Below are 19,763 nucleotides of genomic sequence, written 5' to 3' on the forward strand. Positions count from 1 at the left end.
AAAAAAAGGAGTTTATAAGTTATGAATAGTAAAGAAGAGATTCAACAAAATAATGAACAAATTTTATCTTATCCTATTGATGATATTGTTGCAGAACGTTTTGGTCGATATGCCAAATATATTATTTTAGAACGAGCATTGCCCGATGTCCGTGATGGTTTGAAGCCAGTTCAACGTCGAATTTTGCATGCTATGAATGATTTGGGTTTAACCAATGATAAAGCATATAAAAAAGCAGCTCGTGTTGTTGGAGAAGTAATTGGTAAATATCATCCTCATGGTGATACAGCAGTTTATGCTGCGATGTGTAGAATGGCACAAGAGTGAAAGGTAGCATGACCATTAGTACAAATGCACGGTAATAAAGGTTCAATTGATGGTGATAATCCTGCTGCGATGCGATATACAGAAGCACGTTTATCATTAATTTCAGAATTATTATTGAAGGATATTAAGAAAAATACTATTAGTTTAATTAAAAATTTTGATGAATCAGAAACAGAACCAACAGTTTTACCTGCCTATTTTCCAAATTTATTAGTAAATGGTGCTTCTGGAATTGCCGTTGGAATGGCAACTAATATTCCACCTCATAATTTACAAGAAGTAATTAATGCAATTGTCATGAGAATTAATAATCCACAATGTAATTTAAGCGAATTAATGCGTGTTATTAAGGGTCCTGACTTTCCAACCGGAGGAATTATTCAAGGTATTAAAGGTATTAAAGAAGCTTATCGTTCTGGTAAGGGGCGAATTGCAATTCGTGCCAAAACTCATATTAATAATGAAGGTGAAATTCCACAAATAATTATTACCGAAATTCCATTTGAAGTTATTAAACAAGATTTAATTAAAAAAATTGATGATGTTAAAACATTAGCAAAAATTCATGGTATTAAAGAAGTACGTGATGAAACGGATCGTTTTGGTTTACGAATAGTTATTGATTTAGTAGAAGATAGTAAACCACAAGAAATTTTAAATTATTTATTTAAAAATACCAATTTACAAATTTATTATAACTTTAATTTAGTAGCAATTGCTAACAAAAAACCAGTACAAATGAGTTTAATTAATATGTTAGATTTTTATATTAATCATCAAATTGATGTTGTTACTAAGCGTTCACAATATGACTTAGCACAATTAGAACGAAGATTAGAGATTGTTAATGGTTTAGTTATTGCATTAAGTGAAGTTGATAAAGTAATTAAAATTATTAGAACATCAACTGACCGTATGCAAGCAAAATTAAATTTAATATCAGCTTTTAATTTTACTGATATTCAAGCAGAAGCAATTGTACAATTGCGTTTATATCGTTTAACTGCTACTGATATTCAATCATTAGTTTTAGAAAAAGCAGATATTGAAAGTAAAATTATTGTTTTACAAGAAATTCTTAATAATGAAAATTCACTACGTAAAGTTATTATTACTGAGTTAGAACAAATTAATTCTCATTTTTCTGGATTAAGAAAATCACAAATTCAAGGTGAAATTTCTGAAATTACAATTGATGAAAAAGCAACATTGCGACAAGAAAATGTATTTGTTAGTATTAGTTATGATGGTTGAATTAAGGTAATAAGTAGTAAACTATTTTTACAAAATCTTGATTATCAAGATTTTGGGCGTAAGCCAAATGATGTTATTATTGGTGGAGCAATGTTCAATAATTTTAATAATTTATTATTTTTTACAAATAAAGGTAATTATTTTTTAATAGCAATTTTTAAATTAGAAGAAAATAAATGGAAAGATAATGGTATTCATGTTAATACGTTATGTAAACTTGAAGGAAATGAAAAAATTATTAGTGTTGCGCAAGTTAATAGTTTTGAACAGCCAAATGTAAATATAGTAGTCGCTACTAGATATGGTTTAATTAAAAGAATGCCACTTTTAGAGTTAGCAACTACCAGATTTAATAAAACCGCCAAATATGTTAAGTTAAAAGAGAACGATAGTGTTATTAGTGTTAATAGTACTACCGGTCATGATTTTATTGTTATTAGTACTCGCAAGGGTATGACTTTAAAATATTTAGAAACGAAAGTTCCATTATTAACTAAAACTGCAACAGGTGTTAAAGCTTTGAAAATTAATTCTGAAGAAGATGAAGTGGTAGGAATGGCTTGTGGTAATAGTAATGATATTTATGCAATGTTAACATCAGTTGGAACAATTAAACGAATGTTATTCAATACTATTGAACAAACTTCACGAACAACAAAAGGTAATAAAGTAATAAAAGTTCCTAAAAGTAAAAGTATTAGTATTATTAAAACTTTCTTATCACCAGCAACATCTTTTATTAATATATTAACGAAAAAAGAAAAATGATTAGTGATTAAAGCAAGTAACATTAATCTTAGCAAGGTAAATGAAGGAACTGGCAAAGTAGTTGCTGATGATATTATTGCTGGCGGTAGTAATTTAGTGATTGATTTAAAAACTGATGTTATTGATGCTGATATATCATCAATATCAGAAAATTTTGATGGAAAAGAAAGCAACAATGCTATTTAAAATAAACTTTTTTGTTGAAAATTATGGACTTTTTAAAGAATTAGTTTTTTTGATTTTCATAATATAAATTTAAATAATAATTTTAGTTAAGAGTGAATAGGATATGACTTATATCAATGCTATAATTATTATGGTAGTGATTTAAGGAGGAAGTATAGATGACAAATAATATTATTAAATATCAATCTCTAATTAATGGTGAGTTGTATGAAAATGGTAATTGAATATCAGTTATCAATCCCACCACTAATAAAATAGCAGGCCAAGTTCCTGCCTTAACTAAAGTTGAAATTAAAAAAGTATATGAATCTGCAAAATTTGCTCAAAAAAATTGAGAACAAATGCCTATTTTAAAAAGAATTTCTTTTTTAAATTCTTGAAAACAATTAATTATTCGCGATAAATTAATACTTGCTGAATTAATGACTAATGAAATTGCTAAAGGCACAAAAGCAGCTTGCAGTGAAATTGATAGAACAGTTGAATATATTGAATATACTTTACAAGAAGCATTACGTCTTCATCCTGAATCTTATACAGGTGATAGTTGAGGAAGTATGAACAAATTAGCTGTTTTTGAATACGTACCAAAAGGAATTGTTCTTGCTATTTCCCCTTTTAATTATCCGATAAATTTATCAGTCTCTAAAATATTTCCAGCACTTGTGACTGGTAATAGTGTTGTTTTTAAACCCGCAACACAAGGATCATTGGTGGGATTACACTTAGCTAAATTAGCTAAAGAAGCTAACATTCCTAATGGTGTTTTTAATGCTATAAGTGGTAAAGGTAGTGAAATTGGTGATAGTTTAGTTGAAAATGAAGCAATTAATGTTATTTCTTTTACTGGTAGTGCTGTTGTTGGTAATCGTATTTCACAGAAATCTTTAAAAGCTGATTTGATTTTAGAATTAGGAGGTAAAGATCCAGCAATAGTGCTTAATGATGCTGATCTTGAAGATACAGCAACCAAAATCATTAAAGGTGCATTTAGTTATTCAGGACAACGCTGTACTGCTATTAAAAGAGTGTTAGTACAAAGAACAATTAGTAGCAAATTAATTCCAATTTTAAAAGAAAAAGTTGAAAAGTTAACTGTTGGTTTGCCCACAGATGATTGTGATATTACTCCTGTTATTGATCAACCAACAGTTGATAATGCTAAAAAATTAATTAAAGATGCTTTAGATAAAGGAGCCAATTGTTTAGTTGGTAATAAATTTAAAGAAAATTTAATGTGACCAACTATTATTACTGACGTAACAACAAAAATTAATTTAGCATGAGAAGAACCTTTTGCACCATTGTTGCCGATTATTATTTTTGATGAAGTAAAAGAAGCAATTAATATTGCAAATGATTCACAATATGGTTTACAAGCTTCTGTTTTTACTACTAATATTAATAGTGCAATGAGTATTGCTAAATTATTAGAAGTTGGAAGTGTTAATATTAACGATCAGTCACAACGTGGTCCCGATCACTTTTCTTTTGTTGGTGTTAAGGATTCGGGTCTTGGCGTACAAGGTATTCGTCCTTCGTTACTTGCTTTTACTAGACCAAAAGGGATTGTTATTAATTGAAAAACAAAAATTTAAAAGAAAAAATAAAACTTATTTTAATAAAAAAATAAGTTTTATTTTTTTATTAAAATAGTGGTAAGATAAAAATGTAATAAATTTTTGTCCTTGTTAATTAGATTTTTATTTTTTTAACATTCTTATATAAAAAGCATAATAAAAATATTACATATCATTGTAACTTTTATTTTAAAAAGTAAGTTATTAAAATAGTGCCGAGGATAAAGTACTGTTACATGAAATGCAAAAAATATGGAGGTAAATATGGCAAAACGAAAAATTGTCCTTGTTGGATGTGGAGCTGTTGGTAGTAGTTTTATTTACAGTGCCATTAATCAAGGTTTAGCCCAAGAATATGTATTAATTGATGCTTTTGAAGGTATAGCTGAAGGTAATGCGATTGATTTTGCTGATTGTCAAGCAGCTTTAGATCATCCTTTTATTTCAATTAAGGCGGGAAATTACAGCGATTGTAAAGATGCTGATATTATTGTTATTACTGCTGGAAGACCACAAAAAGATGGTGAAACAAGATTAAATATGGTAGCAGATAATGCCAAAATTATGAAGAGCATTGCTTTAGAAATTAAAAAATCAGGATTTAAAGGTGTTACTATTATTGCATCTAATCCTGTTGATATTATGACAACTGTTTATCAAAAAATTACACAATTTGATTATCATCAAGTATTAGGTTCTGGTACAATTTTAGATACCTTACGTTTACAATATTTAATTGGAGAAAAAATTGCAGTTAATCCAAAGTCAGTTGCTGCTTATGTAATTGGTGAACATGGTGATTCTTCAATGATTCCTTGAAGTTCGGTTTCGGTAGGTAATAAAACTATTTATCAACAAATTACTGAAGGTAGAATTAAAGAAAAAGATTTAGAAGAATTAAGAAAAGAAGTAGCACAAAGAGCTTATAAAATTATTAAATTAAAGCGTGCAACTTTTTATGGTATTGGTGCAGCATTGGCATTATTAGTAAGAAATATCCTTGAAGGACAAAATCACGTTTTAGTAGCAGGTGCTTATTTACAGGGAGAATATGGACAGCAAGCTTTTTATATTGGTGTACCAACAATACTTTACGAAAAAGGTTGAAAAAGAGTAGTTCAGTTACCATTAACGAAAGAAGAGCAAACGGCATTTGATAAATCTTGTGCAATTATTAAAGAAACTTTAGAAACAGCTTTTGCTGCTATTAAATAAAAGATAGGAGTAGTTTATTCGTGAATACAAGTGTAGAAAATATCAATAATGAAGAAACATTAACAAGTATTGAAACTTATATTGCTGTTTATAAGTATGCATTAAAGAAAGCAGAAAGTCCGTTATTAAAAACTTTTTTAATGGGTATTGCGGCTGGACTTTTTGTTGGTATTGCTTATATTGCGGCTATTTTTGGTAGTAGAGGATTAAGTGATAAGGGTATTAAAAATTTAACATTTGGTTTTATTTTTACTTTAGCAATTACTATGATTGTCTTTATGGGTGGTGAACTTTTTACTTCTAATTCCATGATATTTATGCCATTAATAAAAAAACAAGTTAAGTTAACAAGAATGTTAATTAACTTACTAGTAGTATTAATTGGTAATTTTATAGGTTGTTTTATTCTTTCATTATTTACATGATGAGCAGGATTTTTTGATAATCAAGCTTTTTTGGATAATGCTGTTAGTATTTTTAATCATAAATTAGTAATGTCTTGATGAAAAGCCTTTTTTAGTGGTATATTATGTAATTTTTTAGTAGCAGGAAGTGTTTATATTTCTCATGCCACTCGTTCATCTACTGCTAAATTTTTATTAATAGGATTAGTAATTATGGTTTTTGCCTTATCTGGTTTTTCTCACGTTGTAGCAAATTCTTATGTTTGAGGATTAGGGCCTTTATTTAATATTTATGGAATTCATAGTGGATTTAATGACTTTTTACAATTTGGTTATCAAGTACAACTTCCAACCTTATTTGGTAATTTTATTGGTGGTGGTATTTTATTACCTGGTATGTATTATTTAATCTTTAGAAAAGAATTACCAAAAATAACATTATAAATATATGGGAGATTGTCAAAAATCCGGAATAAATTAAATCTATATAGTCTTATTATATTTCAGACAAGAAATAATTTGGATTTTTATGAAATTGTATTTAAATAATATAATTTTTTTAACTTAAATGCAACTAAAATACTTATTTTTAAAAATTACTAAAAAATTAAAAAATAAATTTAATATTTATACACAACAAAAATTCTTATTAAAACACATTTAATAAGTTTTATTTTATTTTGATTTTTTAAAAAAAAATTCAATTTTAATCTATAATAATTGTATTTCTGTATTTATCTTATTACATTTAAAAATAACCATTTTAATATAAATTAAAATATTATATGTTCTATTACCAAGCATTTCTTTTAAAACATGTCAAATATTTGTTTCAGTATAACAACCAATATTTCATTTTGCACTTTTATTTTCAATACCTTGTTTATTATTTTTAAAATATTTTTTCTTTAATTTTTTATGATTATCTAATTCTTTATATAAATATTCAATTAATTTTTCATATTGACCATTATTAATTAAATTTCGGACTTCTCCCCACATGTACTTGTGGAGGAAATAATGAAAATGAATGAATTAAACAATGCTTTTCAAACTGAACAGCAATGTCTTGCATATATAGCAAATTTGAAAGAAAACAAATGTATTAGGTGTTTTAATTTTAATTTGAATACTTCTGATTTAAAAAGAATGAGATGTTTAAAATGTAATCAAACATTTAGCATTCTCACAGGCACCATATTTTCAAGGTCACAAACATCTTTAACATCTTGGTTTTATCTTATCTTTAGATGAATAAACACCAAACATGGAATTCCATCAACAGATATTGCAAAAGAATTGGGAGTGACTTTGAAAACTGCTTGAAGAATGACTCATAAAATCAGAACACGTATTGCAAAACAAAAACCTCAATTTATTGTTGAAGGTACAGTGCAAATTGATGAAATGTATCTTTCACATATGGGTTTTAAAAAACAAGGAAGATCCTTGGTGAATAAAACCTTGATTGTTGGCATTTATCAAAAAACAACCAATAATTTAATTGTGAAAGTATTGAAAAACGCAAAGAGTAAAAATCTTTTGCAGTTTGCAAAAAACCACATTTCTTCAAAATGTCTTGTATATACTGATTCTTGAAAAGGATATTGCGATTTTAAATCAGTTTTCACTAAGCATGAAACAGTTAACCATCAAGATGGCTATGTTTCAAAAATTGGTGTAAATACCAACCAAATTGAATCAGTTTGAAAACATATAAGAAGAACATTTAAAACACATATCAAAGTTGCAAAACATCATGTTCATTTATATGCTAAAGAAGCTGCATATAAATTCAACAAGATACCTAGTTTTGAAACTGTAATTCTATGTTTGATTTAAAAATGTGGGGAGAAGTCCGTAGATAGGCTTTTCTCAGCATTTATGTGATAAAATTAAAATAGTACATAAAGGGAGAAAAGCCTTAAATTTTTGCAATAATTATATTCTTTTAAATATTTTCCTTTATTTCCAGCCATTATACCAAGATATAATGTTCTAATTAAATGGAATTTATCTAAAACAAACTGTGTACTTAAATAATCAGCAACTTCTTTAATTCATCCTGCACTATCACCACAAATAATAATTTTTGCTTGTTCAATGTTTTCGTAAAATTTTTGACAATGTTCTTTAACAAATTCAGCAGTTTTTTTAACTCCAATTTTTGTTTTTGTTGGTCTAATAATTGCTTTTACTCTTTTATTTTGTACTTTGTGATTAATATTATCTGTATATGTTACTATTAATCGCATAGAATGTTTTGTACCTTTACGTTTAAAATTTCAAAATTTTCGATGACCATCATCAATTGCTACAAAAATAGGTTGATTTTTTTCTAATTTTACTTTTACTGGATTTGCTTCAACTATTTCAAAATTTTTAAAAACTCTATGAACACTACTAACACTAATGCCTGCTTTTTTACAAATAACACAAATATCACGATATCTTTTTCCATCTGCAAAATTTTCAATAATAGTATCTTCAATATCTTCACCAATTCTTTTATATTTAGGTAATTGTAGTATTTCATCAACTAAACAAACACGAATTCATTCTTGTAATTTTTCATCAAAATATTCATAAATTCTTCTTTTATAAGTTACTAATCCATACATTATTTTTCTTGTTCGATATTGATAATCAACAATTTTATATTTATTTTTATCTCTTGTATTTTTTATTCTTCAATCTCATTTTTCTCATTTCTTTGTTATATGTTCTAAAATTAAATTATCAATTTTTGCACTTTGTTCTCTAAAATTTCATTTATAATTAAAATTCACATTTACTTCTCCTAACTATTTTAAAAAAATCTAAATTTATTGTAAATAATTTAAAAAAATAATTTACTGCATATATTATATAAATATATAAGTGTAATTTTAACTAAAATAAAAAATTATTTAAAAAAACCACTTTCATATTTAAAATATAATAAACAATTTCAATATAATTAATAGTATAGGTATTACAAAATAAACGCCTTTAATTTAGGCGTTATTTTGCATTTAAAAGCATACTTGTAAAAATAATCAAAAATAGTATAATTTATAAGTAAAATCAAGGAAAAAAGGAGTAATTTAATATGAAAACATCTAAAAATAATACAACAACATGATATGTAGATAATATAAATGGAGTTAGACAATCAATCACTTATAATGAAGAAGTATGAGAACATATAAATTTAAATGAAGTAGTAGAAGATAAAAAAATAAAAAACAATAAACAAAATATCAAAAAAAGTAAATGTTGTTCAAAACGTTGTACAATTTTATAAAAATATAAGTAAGGAGTAATTTAATATGAAAACATGAATAAAAACAAATTTAAGTAAAATAACATTAGCATTAGCACTAACTGGTGCAATAAGTGGAGTAACTGGTTTAATAATTGGTTCAATAACACATCACAAAACAAATAATTTACAATATTTTTTAGATTATGATGGTAAGGTCCACTGGGGGGGGCTTGTACAACGATATGGTCAGAAAAAAAAGATGATATTCATAAAATATATGGCTTTTCTCCCTTTATGTACTATTTTAATTTTATCACATAAATGCTGAGAAAAGCCTATCTACGGACTTCTCCCCACATTTTTAAATCAAACATAGAATTACAGTTTCAAAACTAGGTATCTTGTTGAATTTATATGCAGCTTCTTTAGCATATAAATGAACATTATGTTTTGCAACTTTGATATGTGTTTTAAATGTTCTTCTTATATGTTTTCAAACTGATTCAATTTGGTTGGTATTTACACCAATTTTTGAAACATAGCCATCTTGATGGTTAACTGTTTCATGCTTGGTGAAAACTGATTTAAAATCGCAATATCCTTTTCAAGAATCAGTATATACAAGACATTTTGAAGAAATGTGGTTTTTTGCAAACTGCAAAAGATTTTTACTCTTTGCGTTTTTCAATACTTTCACAATTAAATTATTGGTTGTTTTTTGATAAATGCCAACAATCAAGTTTTTATTCACCAAGGATCTTCCTTGTTTTTTAAAACCCATATGTGAAAGATACATTTCATCAATTTGCACTGTACCTTCAACAATAAATTGAGGTTTTTGTTTTGCAATACGTGTTCTGATTTTATGAGTCATTCTTCAAGCAGTTTTCAAAGTCACTCCCAATTCTTTTGCAATATCTGTTGATGGAATTCCATGTTTGGTGTTTATTCATCTAAAGATAAGATAAAACCAAGATGTTAAAGATGTTTGTGACCTTGAAAATATGGTGCCTGTGAGAATGCTAAATGTTTGATTACATTTTAAACATCTCATTCTTTTTAAATCAGAAGTATTCAAATTAAAATTAAAAAACCTAATACATTTGTTTTCTTTCAAATTTGCTATATATGCAAGACATTGCTGTTCAGTTTGAAAAGCATTGTTTAATTCATTCAGTTTCATTATTCCCTCCACAAGTACATGTGGGGAGAAGTCCGAAATATATTTATATATTTCAATTAATTCTGCATCTAAAAGTGATGTAAAATGAGATGGTATTTATCCTAATGGATATTTTAATAAGAAAATCTAAATAAAATGGTTTATTATGAAAAATAATAGAAAAATTCGAGGCTTTTTAATAATCTGTGTATCTTTGTTTTATAAAGTACTAGTTTAGATTAATTCTATCTTCAAATTTTATCATAAAATGAGCAATTGCTGTATTTCAATTTTGAATAGGCAATGTTCATTTTTTTGTTATATTTTCAATTGCCAAGTAAAATATTTTGAAAACTGCCATATCATTAGGAAAAACTTTTTTATTTCTGATGATTTTTCGTAATTGACTATTAACAGATTCAATAGCATTTGTAGTATAAATCACTCTTTTGATTTCTACTGGATAACTAATAAAAACCATTAAATTATCTCAATTTTTATATCAAGATTTAGTAATTTGAGGATATTGTTTATTTCATTTACTTTCAAACGATTCTAAAGCTTGCATTGCTTGTTCTTCACTACATGCACTATAAATTGGTTTTAAATCTGCAACTAGACCTTTTCGATGTTTGTATGAAACATATTTTAAACTATTTCTAATTTGATGAACAATGCATAATTGATGTTCTGTTTTAGGATAAACTGATTGTATTGCTTCTGACATGCCTGTTAAATTATCACTACAAGCAATAAGAATATCATTTAAGCCACGATTTTTCATTTCTGTGAAATTAGATAATCAAAACTTAGAACCTTCATTTTCACTAATTCATAATCCTAAAACATCTTTTTTGCCTTCTAAATCAACTCCTAATGCTATATAAACTGATTTGTTAATAATCCGTTTATCTTGTCGTACTTTAACTACTATACAATCAAAATAAACAATAGGATAAATACTTTCTAATGGTCGATTTTGTCATGCTTTAACATCATCAATAACATCATCAGTAATTTGACTAATAACACTTTCACTAATATCAGCACCATGATATAACTCTTGCAACTGCATTCTAATGTCAGATAATGTCATTCCTTTTGCATACAAGGAAAGAACTTGTTGATCAAAACCATCAAATCTTCTTTGCCTTTTAGGAACTATTACAGGAGTAAAATTACTATTGCGATCTCTTGGTACATCAATTTCAATTTTACCTTGTTGAGTTATTAATTTTTTTGAACTTGTACCATTACGAGCATTTTCAGTAGTACTATGTTGATTTTTTTCATATCCTAAATAATTTTGCATTTCAGAATTCAACATTTTTTCAACTAATCTTTTTGTTAATTCTTTATATAAACCGCCAGGTTTAAAAACTGTTGTTAAATCTTCAGTATTTTCTAATAATAAATCTACTGCTTTTGATATTGGATCATTATTATTAAAGTTATCTTTTTTAGCCATCTGTAACTCACTCTTTCTAGTCATTTAATTATATTTACTATAATTAATTAAACATAGTTATTTTTGTAAGTTACACAGATTACTAAACATTTCCAATTTATTTGATAAATATAACGATAATATTTCATACATTAATTTGGAAATTTAATTATCAATTAAAATATCCTTTTGGATATTGACCATCTCATTTTAAATCTGTATTAATATTTTTATCTTTATCAAAATACAAATCTATTATGTGTTTATCATTAGTTTTTCTTTCTCATATTGTTGTTCCAACCCCCCCAGTAGACTATATAGTCATGTCCTAAATATTATTTATAACCATTAGTTTGATTATGTGCTAGTGAACCAATTATTAAACCAGTTACTCCACTTACAGCGCCAGTTAGTGCTAATGCTAATGTTATGTTACTTAAATTTGTTTTTATTCATGTTTTCATATTAAATTACTCCTTTTTTAATTTGTTATTTTTTCTTAATTTTTGATAACTTATTCTTTATTTTTATAATTAAAATGGTCTTCAAATTCTTTTATTTGAATTTGAATTATTTTCAATCGTAGGATAATTATCTGCTAATTTATTAATGGCATATTTAAACAATGAATTTTCAAAATTTTCAGCTTCTTTTTTTAATTTATCGACTAATGGTGATATTGAATTATCTATTTTTTTAATTTTATTATTTAGTTTATCATTTCAATCATTTCATTGTTCATTGCTTACTTCATTTCATCATTTTCCATTTTGTATTTCTTCAAGGGAATATTTTTCATCATCATGTTCTTCAACTCATTTCATAATTGCTTCTTCAATTGTATTTTTTTCAGCTTTTCTTTTAAAATTTTGAGCTTTTTCAGATGATGAATCAAAAATAATTCATGATTTATCAATTGAACTAAGTCTTTTATCAACATGATTATTTCAATTTTTAGTCATAGCATTAAATGATTCATATGATTCTAAAGGATTTTTATCATTAAAATCATTAAATATAAATTCAAATATATTATAAGCAAATAGTTCTTTTTCTTCATTTTCAATTTTTTCTTTTAAATCTTCCTTTTCTTTTAAAATGAAAAAAAATTTTTCTTTGTTAACTAAGCATAAAGCATCATTTGATTTGTTTAAATCTTTATAATTTACAAATTCTGCACTGATTACTTCTTCTGCTTTTGTTCCATCACCTTTACCTTTGTAAATTGCATTCAAATCTAAATTTAGATTTGTTAAATTTATAGCAAAAAAATATCATAATTTTGTACTTGACTTATTTGCATAATGTTTACCTAAATAATAAATTTTTGATTTATCATTTTTAACATTAATTCCAGTTTCCTCAAGCATCTCATTAATTACAGTTTGATAAGGGTCTAAATTTTCAAGTCCACCAGTGATAGTACTATATTTACTTATTTTTTTATCTTTAAATAATGGATTATTTTCATTAGTTAATAATAAAAAATAATATTGATTGTCTTTTAAAACATAGGGTAATATTGCCACTCCTTGGTTATTACATCAAGGTTCTTCAACACCATACATAAAGTCTTTTTTAATTAATTTTAAAAATTCTGGATTCATTAAATTACTCCTTTTTTTCTTAATTTTACTTCTAAATTGTACCATTTTTGATTATTTTTACAAGTATGCTTTTAAATGCAAAATAACACCTAAATTAAAGTCGTTTATTTTGTGATACCTATACTATTAATGATATTGTAGTTGTTTATTATATGGCAAATGTGAAGATGATTTTTTTCACAGTAGCATTATTTTTACCCCTAATTACATTTTTATATGGATACAATGCATAAAATAATCCATCATACGGGTCTTGATACATATTTTTATCAGGAATGTTAGTTTTGGTTTGGTCATAACGTAATTCTTCTAAACATTGATTAGTCTTTGGTAAATCATCTTTATTTGCATAAAAGTTTCCATAACTCATAATGTTTCTCATTCAAACTACTCTATTAGTTAATCCTGCTTCTTGATTTAAATTTGAAGCATGTTTAATAGCAGTTTGTGTGATTAAAATAGTATTATGTTCATCTATTAATTTTTGATTTAATCAATCAATGGCAGTTCGTGCTTTATCATCATAAAAATAAATTGCTTGTTCAAAATTTTCAAAATTATCAATTAATCCTAAAATTTCATTAACATAAGCATTAATTTTTTCATTTTCATTTATAAAATCATTTGGAGTAACTACTAATTCACAAATAATATAAGCATCATAATAACCAGTATTATTATATTCTTTAAAACCCACTACTATAAATACAGTATGGTCTTTATGACCAGTTGCTCAATCCACACCAACTGAATAAAAATCAAATTTATACATATCTTTTTTTGAATTATAAAAGGCTTTTCTCCCTTTATGTACTATTTTAATTTTATCACATAAATGCTGAGAAAAGCCTATCTACGGACTTCTCCCCACATTTTTAAATCAAACATAGAATTACAGTTTCAAAACTAGGTATCTTGTTGAATTTATATGCAGCTTCTTTAGCATATAAATGAACATGATGTTTTGCAACTTTGATATGTGTTTTAAATGTTCTTCTTATATGTTTTCAAACTGATTCAATTTGGTTGGTATTTACACCAATTTTTGAAACATAGCCATCTTGATGGTTAACTGTTTCATGCTTAGTGAAAACTGATTTAAAATCGCAATATCCTTTTCAAGAATCAGTATATACAAGACATTTCATCAATTTGCACTGTACCTTCAACAATAAATTGAGGTTTTTGTTTTGCAATACGTGTTCTGATTTTATGAGTCATTCTTCAAGCAGTTTTCAAAGTCACTCCCAATTCTTTTGCAATATCTGTTGATGGAATTCCATGTTTGGTGTTTATTCATCTAAAGATAAGATAAAACCAAGATGTTAAAGATGTTTGTGACCTTGAAAATATGGTGCCTGTAAGAATGCTAAATGTTTGATTACATTTTAAACATCTCATTCTTTTTAAATCAGAAGTATTCAAATTAAAATTAAAACACCTAATACATTTGTTTTCTTTCAAATTTGCTATATATGCAAGACATTGCTGTTCAGTTTGAAAAGCATTTTTGAATTCATTCAGTTTCATTATTCCCTCCACAAGTACATGTGGGGAGAAGTCCGTTATAAAATTATTTTAAATCATATGGTTGTCAGCACTTTACAGTTTTTTGAAATGGGAAAATTGTTGCATCACTATCTAAAAATTCAAAACCATAAAAAACAGTATTAAATTCATCAGGATTACTTTTTTTCATTTCTAATAATGTTCTTTTTTGAATATCTGGTAATTTATTTCAAAATGGTTGAATAGTAAATCTTAAAACAAATAAACCTAAACCACTAAACATATCTTGATTTTCATAATAAATTTTGCCATTTTTTTTAAGATTTTCCATCACTTTATCATTTAATGGTAAAAATGGCGTACAGTATTTTAAATAAAATGGATGATATTTATCATAAGGATTACATGTAAAAGTAATAAAGAAACTTTTATAAAAATAGCGAGTAATTTTTTTTCCAAAATTAGGACTATATATATTTTTATCAATAAACGTTCAACTTCATTCTTTAATAGGTTCTTTTGATACTTTAATACGATTACTTCTAAACATAGAGTTTTGTAAAAGTTCATATCGATATGTTAATTGCTTTTCTGTTAGTGTTTCTTTTTCTTCTGCCATAATAATTTCATCTGTTCTTGAACCTAAAAAACTTGACCCACCCGCTTCTTTTCCAAAAATTTTATTACCATTAGCATAACCAATAAAGTCAATTTGTTGATTATTAGGAAAAATAATACAACCACCATCCTTAGTAATTTTTCATTTAATTCCATGTGGATTATTAGGTAGTAAATTAATATTATATGTATCTAATAAAACTTGACAAACATTCATTAAAGCGCCAATTGTAGTTTCACTATGAGTATTTTCATAGCGTCTTACTTCTTGAACACTACTATCACTAAAATTACAACATATAAATAAATCAAATGCTAAACAGTTTCAAGTTTTTCTTGTTCCACGTGCTGTTGGTATAAAACGATAAAAACAATTAGTAGTAAAATATTCTGCTCATTCATCACCAACAAATGCTTTAAAAATATCTCAACTAAAACCATAATTATTATCACTAAAATTAAGATTATATTTTTTATTCAGTTGTGCATAACTACTAATAAAAGCCATATTTTACTCCCTAATTTTTATAAACAATGCAATTAAATTATTAACAAATAAAATTTTGAAAGGAACATTAAAAATGTTAAAATTACCATTCGTAAATCATTTTGATTGAGACAAACACTATTTTAATCAAGATGAATTAAATTTACAACAAACAGAAGAATTATTTAAAGAAATAGATGATTATTTATGAAGTACATGTGATAAATCTGAATATAAATCATATAGATTTAGAAAAAGAAAACGGACTTCTCCCCACATGTACTTGTGGAGGGAATAATGAAACTGAATGAATTCAACAATGCTTTTCAAACTGAACAGCAATGTCTTGCATATATAGCAAATTTGAAAGAAAACAAATGTATTAGGTGTTTTAATTTTAATTTGAATACTTCTGATTTAAAAAGAATGAGATGTTTAAAATCTAATCAAACATTTAGCATTCTCACAGGCACCATATTTTCAAGGTCACAAACATCTTTAACATCTTGGTTTTATCTTATCTTTAGATGAATAAACACCAAACATGGAATTCCATCAACAGATATTGCAAAAGAATTGGGAGTGACTTTGAAAACTGCTTGAAGAATGACTCATAAAATCAGAACACGTATTGCAAAACAAAAACCTCAATTTATTGTTGAAGGTACAGTGCAAATTGATGAAATGTATCTTTCACATATGGGTTTTAAAAAACAAGGAAGATCCTTGGTGAATAAAACCTTGATTGTTGGCATTTATCAAAAAACAACCAATAATTTAATTGTGAAAGTATTGAAAAACGCAAAGAGTAAAAATCTTTTGCAGTTTGCAAAAAACCACATTTCTTCAAAATGTCTTGTATATACTGATTCTTGAAAAGGATATTGCGATTTTAAATCAGTTTTCACTAAGCATGAAACAGTTAACCATCAAGATGGCTATGTTTCAAAAATTGGTGTAAATACCAACCAAATTGAATCAGTTTGAAAACATATAAGAAGAACATTTAAAACACATATCAAAGTTGCAAAACATCATGTTCATTTATATGCTAAAGAAGCTGCATATAAATTCAACAAGATACCTAGTTTTGAAACTGTAATTCTATGTTTGATTTAAAAATGTGGGGAGAAGTCCGTAGATAGGCTTTTCTCAGCATTTATGTGATAAAATTAAAATAGTAAATAAAGGGAGAAAAGCCAAAGAAAATTAAAAACAAAAAAAGGTTTATTAAATTATAAACGACGTATTTGTATACATTATAACCCAAAAACACAAAAAAAGGAATTTGTTTCATTGCTAGATAACTATCTTGGTGTTAAAAAATATAGTAAACTTGCACCAAACGTTATTAAACAAATTTTAAAATATTTTGCTGATGATAAAAAGTATCGTGATGTTTGTGATACTTTTATTGAAGGTTTAATAAGTAATAGTACAGTTTGTAGAACATATCAAAAATTTGAATTACCAAAAGTTAATATTTCTAAAATAGTATTAGAAAAAAATCAAACTTTATATATAAATATTGATGATGGACATCGAAAATTTAAGTTTAATGAAAAACACAATACTAAAAATTGTAAAAAATGTTCTATGAGATTATTAGTATTTTGTACTGGTAAAAAGAAAAATGGAAAATTAATTAATAAAAGAGCTGCATGTCAAATAAGAGTATCAAAAACAGAAATTGGTGCTGAAAAAACTGCAAAATTAATTGAAAAATATGGTAATTTATTTTTTGAAAATTTTGAACAAGCAAATTTAGTATTTTGCGGAGATAGTGCAAAATGAATTAGAAAAACTGCTACAATTTTAAATGCTAAATTTATTTTAGATAAATTCCATGCTTTTCATGTTTTATTTCTTGGTATAATGGCTGGAAGAAGAAAAAATCAAATTGCTAAATTACACTATCAAAATGCAATAAATTTATTTGAAAAAGGTCAATATTATGAATTAATTCATTTTTTACAATCATTAACCTTACAATATAAAAAATTAAAAGTTGGTTATTTTATTAATGCAAAAGATGGTGTATTAAACCAAGCATTAGTTGAAAATATTGGTTGCTTTACTGAAACTAATATTAAACAAATTTTAAAGCATATGATTGGTGATAGAACTTATAATATTGATATGTATACAAAAATGGTTAATTTTAAATGCTATCAAATAAATACAGCCATTTAGTTATTATAAATTAAAATTAAAATTTTAAAATAAATGAAAAATAAAATAAAACTTATTAAAGTTTACTTTAATAAGAATTTTTGTGTTATAAAAGTAAGTATTATTGTTGACTAATATTTTTCAAGTGTTAAGATTAACATACAATTGCATATTGAAGTCAAAATTATTCTCGTCTAACTTTATAATTTTAAGACAAATTTGAATATTATTGACAACATCGGTACGCTCCCATAATTTTTCTAGTTTTTTTGTCTTTTTGATTTGGTTATATTTTTCATCAATACTTGGTTTAAATTGAAGAAGTGCACCTTTAAAAACTAGCAATACACCAATAGGTACGCCCACAGTTATACCAATAGGTCCTCCCGCAACTCCAATTAAAGCACCAAATAAAGCACCTCCAATCATAGGAACACCACTTTTTATAACCACAATTCCTAATAACTCTAAATTTTTACAAATATCAGGATGTTTTTTTGATTTTTATTTCAAAATTATTTTAATTCATTATTTATTTTTTCTATAGTTTCTTTCATCTTTTATTCTCTTTCCATTTTTTGACTACAAAGATGGTTTAAATTTATTTTCTAAAGATAAATTTTGTAATCTTGTTGAATCTTCATCTAAATTTATATCTTGTCAACCATCAGTTTTTATGTTTTCTCTTTCTAAAAATAATTTGTCTCTTGACACGTCTTTATATAAGGTTGTAACTATATCTAATAATGCATCATAACATTTTTTATCACCAATCTTTAATTCTTTAATAGTTTTTTTAAAATTACTTGCATATTCCTCATATTCTTTTAATATAAGTTTCTTATTACTTTTATCTTGAAAATAATTATCTAAAATAATTTTTCATATTTTATTTTCAATATCTCGTATTTCTCTATCTTCTTTTGATAAGAAATTATTTTTCTCATTTTTACTTTTTTCTTCTAATATTTTACATCTTTGTAACTCTAAATCTTGGGCGGGTAACAAAAATGCGGAATAAATTATGGCTTTTCTCAGCATTTATGTGATAAAATTAAAATAGTACATAAAGGGAGAAAAGCCATTTTTAATTATAGGTTTAATATTAATAGGATTTAGTAATTTTCATGATTATTTTAATGGAAAATTAAAATACGGTAATGGTTTTAAGGAAATAAAACATTACGGTTTAAGTTACTTTCTTAGTTATTTTGCAAGTGATATTTATCCGAAATATAGTGAAAATTATTATAATATAATAAAATTACAAATTGGAATTATTTTTTGCATAATTTTAATACCATTTTTAATTTGAATAATTAGTATAATCATTACATTTTATTTTATTTTTAATTCAAAAGTAAAAATAAAAAATAATAATTTTTGAGATGCAATCCAAAATTGTGAAATAATCAATAATTATTATGTTCATTAAAATTATGTTTTTAAATTTATTTGATTACACCTAAATGTAGCCATTTTGATATAAATATTAGGGCGTTTGTCAAAGTTACGAAATAATTAATTATCATATTAGTAACTTATTTCCAAAAATGAATTATTTGAAAAATAATGAAAATTAGACAAAATTACTCTCTTTAACCCTTAAATTTAAATTTATATTCGACGTATTTTAAAAAATATACATTTAAAAAAAATTATTCTCAAACTTATTAAGGAAAAAGACAAGAAATAATCTTGTCTTTTTTTGTAATTGTAAAATTTTAAAATTTTTAATAAACCTCTTTAACGCTATTATCAACACGTGTTAGGGAACTAA

The 19,763-nt window shown here is 25.4% G+C and carries 22 protein-coding genes; 9 read left to right on the top strand and 13 right to left on the bottom strand.

Annotated features, from left to right (window positions below; genetic code table 4):
• The first annotated feature begins 21 nt into the window (after positions 1-21).
• The 4 genes from parC (at position 22) to AACL02_RS11930 (ending at position 6,178) form a co-directional block, all read left to right on the top strand.
• On the top strand, positions 22-2,535 hold the full coding sequence (gene parC, locus AACL02_RS11915) for a DNA topoisomerase IV subunit A (RefSeq protein WP_339041789.1): 2,514 nt from the start codon (positions 22-24) through the stop codon (positions 2,533-2,535).
• Positions 2,536-2,693: 158 nt separating this feature from the next.
• The gene (locus tag AACL02_RS11920; RefSeq protein ID WP_339041791.1) at positions 2,694-4,133 is read left to right on the top strand and encodes an NADP-dependent glyceraldehyde-3-phosphate dehydrogenase; all 1,440 of its coding nucleotides are present in this window, start codon (positions 2,694-2,696) and stop codon (positions 4,131-4,133) included.
• Between the two features lie 246 nt (positions 4,134-4,379).
• Positions 4,380-5,330 carry an L-lactate dehydrogenase gene (locus AACL02_RS11925; RefSeq protein WP_339041793.1) on the top strand — a complete coding sequence of 317 codons (951 nt, stop codon included), beginning with the start codon at positions 4,380-4,382 and terminating at the stop codon, positions 5,328-5,330.
• A gap of 20 nt (positions 5,331-5,350) precedes the next feature.
• Positions 5,351-6,178, top strand: coding sequence for a formate/nitrite transporter family protein (locus AACL02_RS11930; RefSeq protein WP_339041795.1), 828 nt, complete (start codon positions 5,351-5,353; stop codon positions 6,176-6,178).
• A gap of 267 nt (positions 6,179-6,445) precedes the next feature.
• On the opposite strand, the gene AACL02_RS11935 is transcribed toward AACL02_RS11930, so the two are convergent.
• Positions 6,446-6,736 carry a hypothetical protein gene (locus AACL02_RS11935; protein WP_339041797.1) on the bottom strand — a complete coding sequence of 97 codons (291 nt, stop codon included), beginning with the start codon at positions 6,734-6,736 and terminating at the stop codon, positions 6,446-6,448.
• A 24-nt stretch (positions 6,737-6,760) separates the two neighbouring features.
• Between AACL02_RS11935 and AACL02_RS11940 the strand changes: the two genes are divergently transcribed.
• On the top strand, positions 6,761-7,576 hold the full coding sequence (locus AACL02_RS11940) for an IS1595 family transposase (RefSeq protein WP_339043744.1): 816 nt from the start codon (positions 6,761-6,763) through the stop codon (positions 7,574-7,576).
• Positions 7,577-7,629: 53 nt separating this feature from the next.
• Here AACL02_RS11940 and AACL02_RS11945 read toward each other — a convergent pair whose 3' ends face one another.
• Positions 7,630-8,523, bottom strand: a complete 894-nt coding sequence (locus tag AACL02_RS11945; protein ID WP_339041799.1) for an Mbov_0401 family ICE element transposase-like protein — start codon at positions 8,521-8,523, stop codon at positions 7,630-7,632.
• Positions 8,524-8,825: 302 nt separating this feature from the next.
• On the opposite strand from AACL02_RS11945, the gene AACL02_RS11950 reads away from it, so the two are divergent.
• The gene (locus AACL02_RS11950) at positions 8,826-9,020 is read left to right on the top strand and encodes a hypothetical protein (protein ID WP_339041801.1); all 195 of its coding nucleotides are present in this window, start codon (positions 8,826-8,828) and stop codon (positions 9,018-9,020) included.
• Between the two features lie 322 nt (positions 9,021-9,342).
• On the opposite strand, the gene AACL02_RS11955 is transcribed toward AACL02_RS11950, so the two are convergent.
• Positions 9,343-10,164 carry an IS1595 family transposase gene (locus tag AACL02_RS11955; protein ID WP_339041803.1) on the bottom strand — a complete coding sequence of 274 codons (822 nt, stop codon included), beginning with the start codon at positions 10,162-10,164 and terminating at the stop codon, positions 9,343-9,345.
• On the opposite strand from AACL02_RS11955, the gene AACL02_RS11960 reads away from it, so the two are divergent.
• Positions 10,110-10,247, top strand: coding sequence for a hypothetical protein (locus AACL02_RS11960; RefSeq protein WP_339041805.1), 138 nt, complete (start codon positions 10,110-10,112; stop codon positions 10,245-10,247). The genes AACL02_RS11955 and AACL02_RS11960 overlap by 55 nt on opposite strands.
• A 125-nt stretch (positions 10,248-10,372) precedes the next feature.
• On the opposite strand, the gene AACL02_RS11965 is transcribed toward AACL02_RS11960, so the two are convergent.
• The 8 genes from AACL02_RS11965 to AACL02_RS12000 all read right to left on the bottom strand — a co-directional run bounded on the left by AACL02_RS11965 (position 10,373) and on the right by AACL02_RS12000 (position 16,163).
• The gene (locus tag AACL02_RS11965; protein WP_281749630.1) at positions 10,373-11,611 is read right to left on the bottom strand and encodes an IS256 family transposase; all 1,239 of its coding nucleotides are present in this window, start codon (positions 11,609-11,611) and stop codon (positions 10,373-10,375) included.
• 314 nt (positions 11,612-11,925) lie between these two features.
• Positions 11,926-12,054 carry a hypothetical protein gene (locus AACL02_RS11970; RefSeq protein WP_339041807.1) on the bottom strand — a complete coding sequence of 43 codons (129 nt, stop codon included), beginning with the start codon at positions 12,052-12,054 and terminating at the stop codon, positions 11,926-11,928.
• A gap of 69 nt (positions 12,055-12,123) precedes the next feature.
• Positions 12,124-13,197 carry a hypothetical protein gene (locus tag AACL02_RS11975; RefSeq protein WP_339041809.1) on the bottom strand — a complete coding sequence of 358 codons (1,074 nt, stop codon included), beginning with the start codon at positions 13,195-13,197 and terminating at the stop codon, positions 12,124-12,126.
• Positions 13,198-13,345: 148 nt separating this feature from the next.
• Entirely contained in the window at positions 13,346-13,969 is a 624-nt protein-coding gene (locus AACL02_RS11980; protein ID WP_339041811.1) for a hypothetical protein, read from the bottom strand.
• 103 nt (positions 13,970-14,072) lie between these two features.
• Positions 14,073-14,345, bottom strand: a complete 273-nt coding sequence (locus AACL02_RS11985; RefSeq protein ID WP_339040631.1) for a transposase — start codon at positions 14,343-14,345, stop codon at positions 14,073-14,075.
• Entirely contained in the window at positions 14,296-14,727 is a 432-nt protein-coding gene (locus tag AACL02_RS11990) for a hypothetical protein (protein ID WP_339041813.1), read from the bottom strand. The genes AACL02_RS11985 and AACL02_RS11990 overlap by 50 nt, the downstream gene beginning before the upstream one ends.
• A 43-nt stretch (positions 14,728-14,770) precedes the next feature.
• The gene (locus AACL02_RS11995) at positions 14,771-15,832 is read right to left on the bottom strand and encodes a hypothetical protein (RefSeq protein ID WP_339041815.1); all 1,062 of its coding nucleotides are present in this window, start codon (positions 15,830-15,832) and stop codon (positions 14,771-14,773) included.
• Positions 15,833-16,016: 184 nt separating this feature from the next.
• A complete protein-coding gene (locus AACL02_RS12000; RefSeq protein WP_339041817.1) occupies positions 16,017-16,163 on the bottom strand; it encodes a hypothetical protein in 147 nt (48 codons plus the stop codon).
• Here AACL02_RS12000 and AACL02_RS12005 point away from each other — a divergent pair.
• Both AACL02_RS12005 and AACL02_RS12010 read left to right on the top strand, forming a co-directional pair.
• Positions 16,109-16,930: an IS1595 family transposase gene (locus AACL02_RS12005; protein WP_339041819.1), complete on the top strand. Its 822-nt coding sequence runs from the start codon at positions 16,109-16,111 to the stop codon at positions 16,928-16,930. The two genes, AACL02_RS12000 and AACL02_RS12005, sit on opposite strands and share 55 nt — an antisense overlap.
• Positions 16,931-17,059: 129 nt before the next feature.
• Positions 17,060-18,004 (top strand): Mbov_0401 family ICE element transposase-like protein, encoded by a 945-nt coding sequence (locus AACL02_RS12010; RefSeq protein ID WP_422397858.1) that lies wholly within the window; start codon positions 17,060-17,062, stop codon positions 18,002-18,004.
• A 24-nt stretch (positions 18,005-18,028) separates the two neighbouring features.
• Here the strand turns inward: AACL02_RS12010 and AACL02_RS12015 are convergent, their stop codons facing one another.
• Complete coding sequence (locus AACL02_RS12015; RefSeq protein ID WP_339041823.1) at positions 18,029-18,436, bottom strand: hypothetical protein; 408 nt, start codon at positions 18,434-18,436, stop codon at positions 18,029-18,031.
• A gap of 129 nt (positions 18,437-18,565) precedes the next feature.
• Positions 18,566-19,024 (bottom strand): hypothetical protein, encoded by a 459-nt coding sequence (locus tag AACL02_RS12020; protein ID WP_339041825.1) that lies wholly within the window; start codon positions 19,022-19,024, stop codon positions 18,566-18,568.
• Positions 19,025-19,763 lie beyond the last annotated feature (739 nt).

Origin of the sequence: Spiroplasma endosymbiont of Apeira syringaria, assembly GCF_964020205.1 — a bacterium.
Classification (GTDB): Bacteria; Bacillota_I; Bacilli_A; order Mycoplasmatales; family VBWQ01; genus Spiroplasma_E; species Spiroplasma_E ixodetis_A.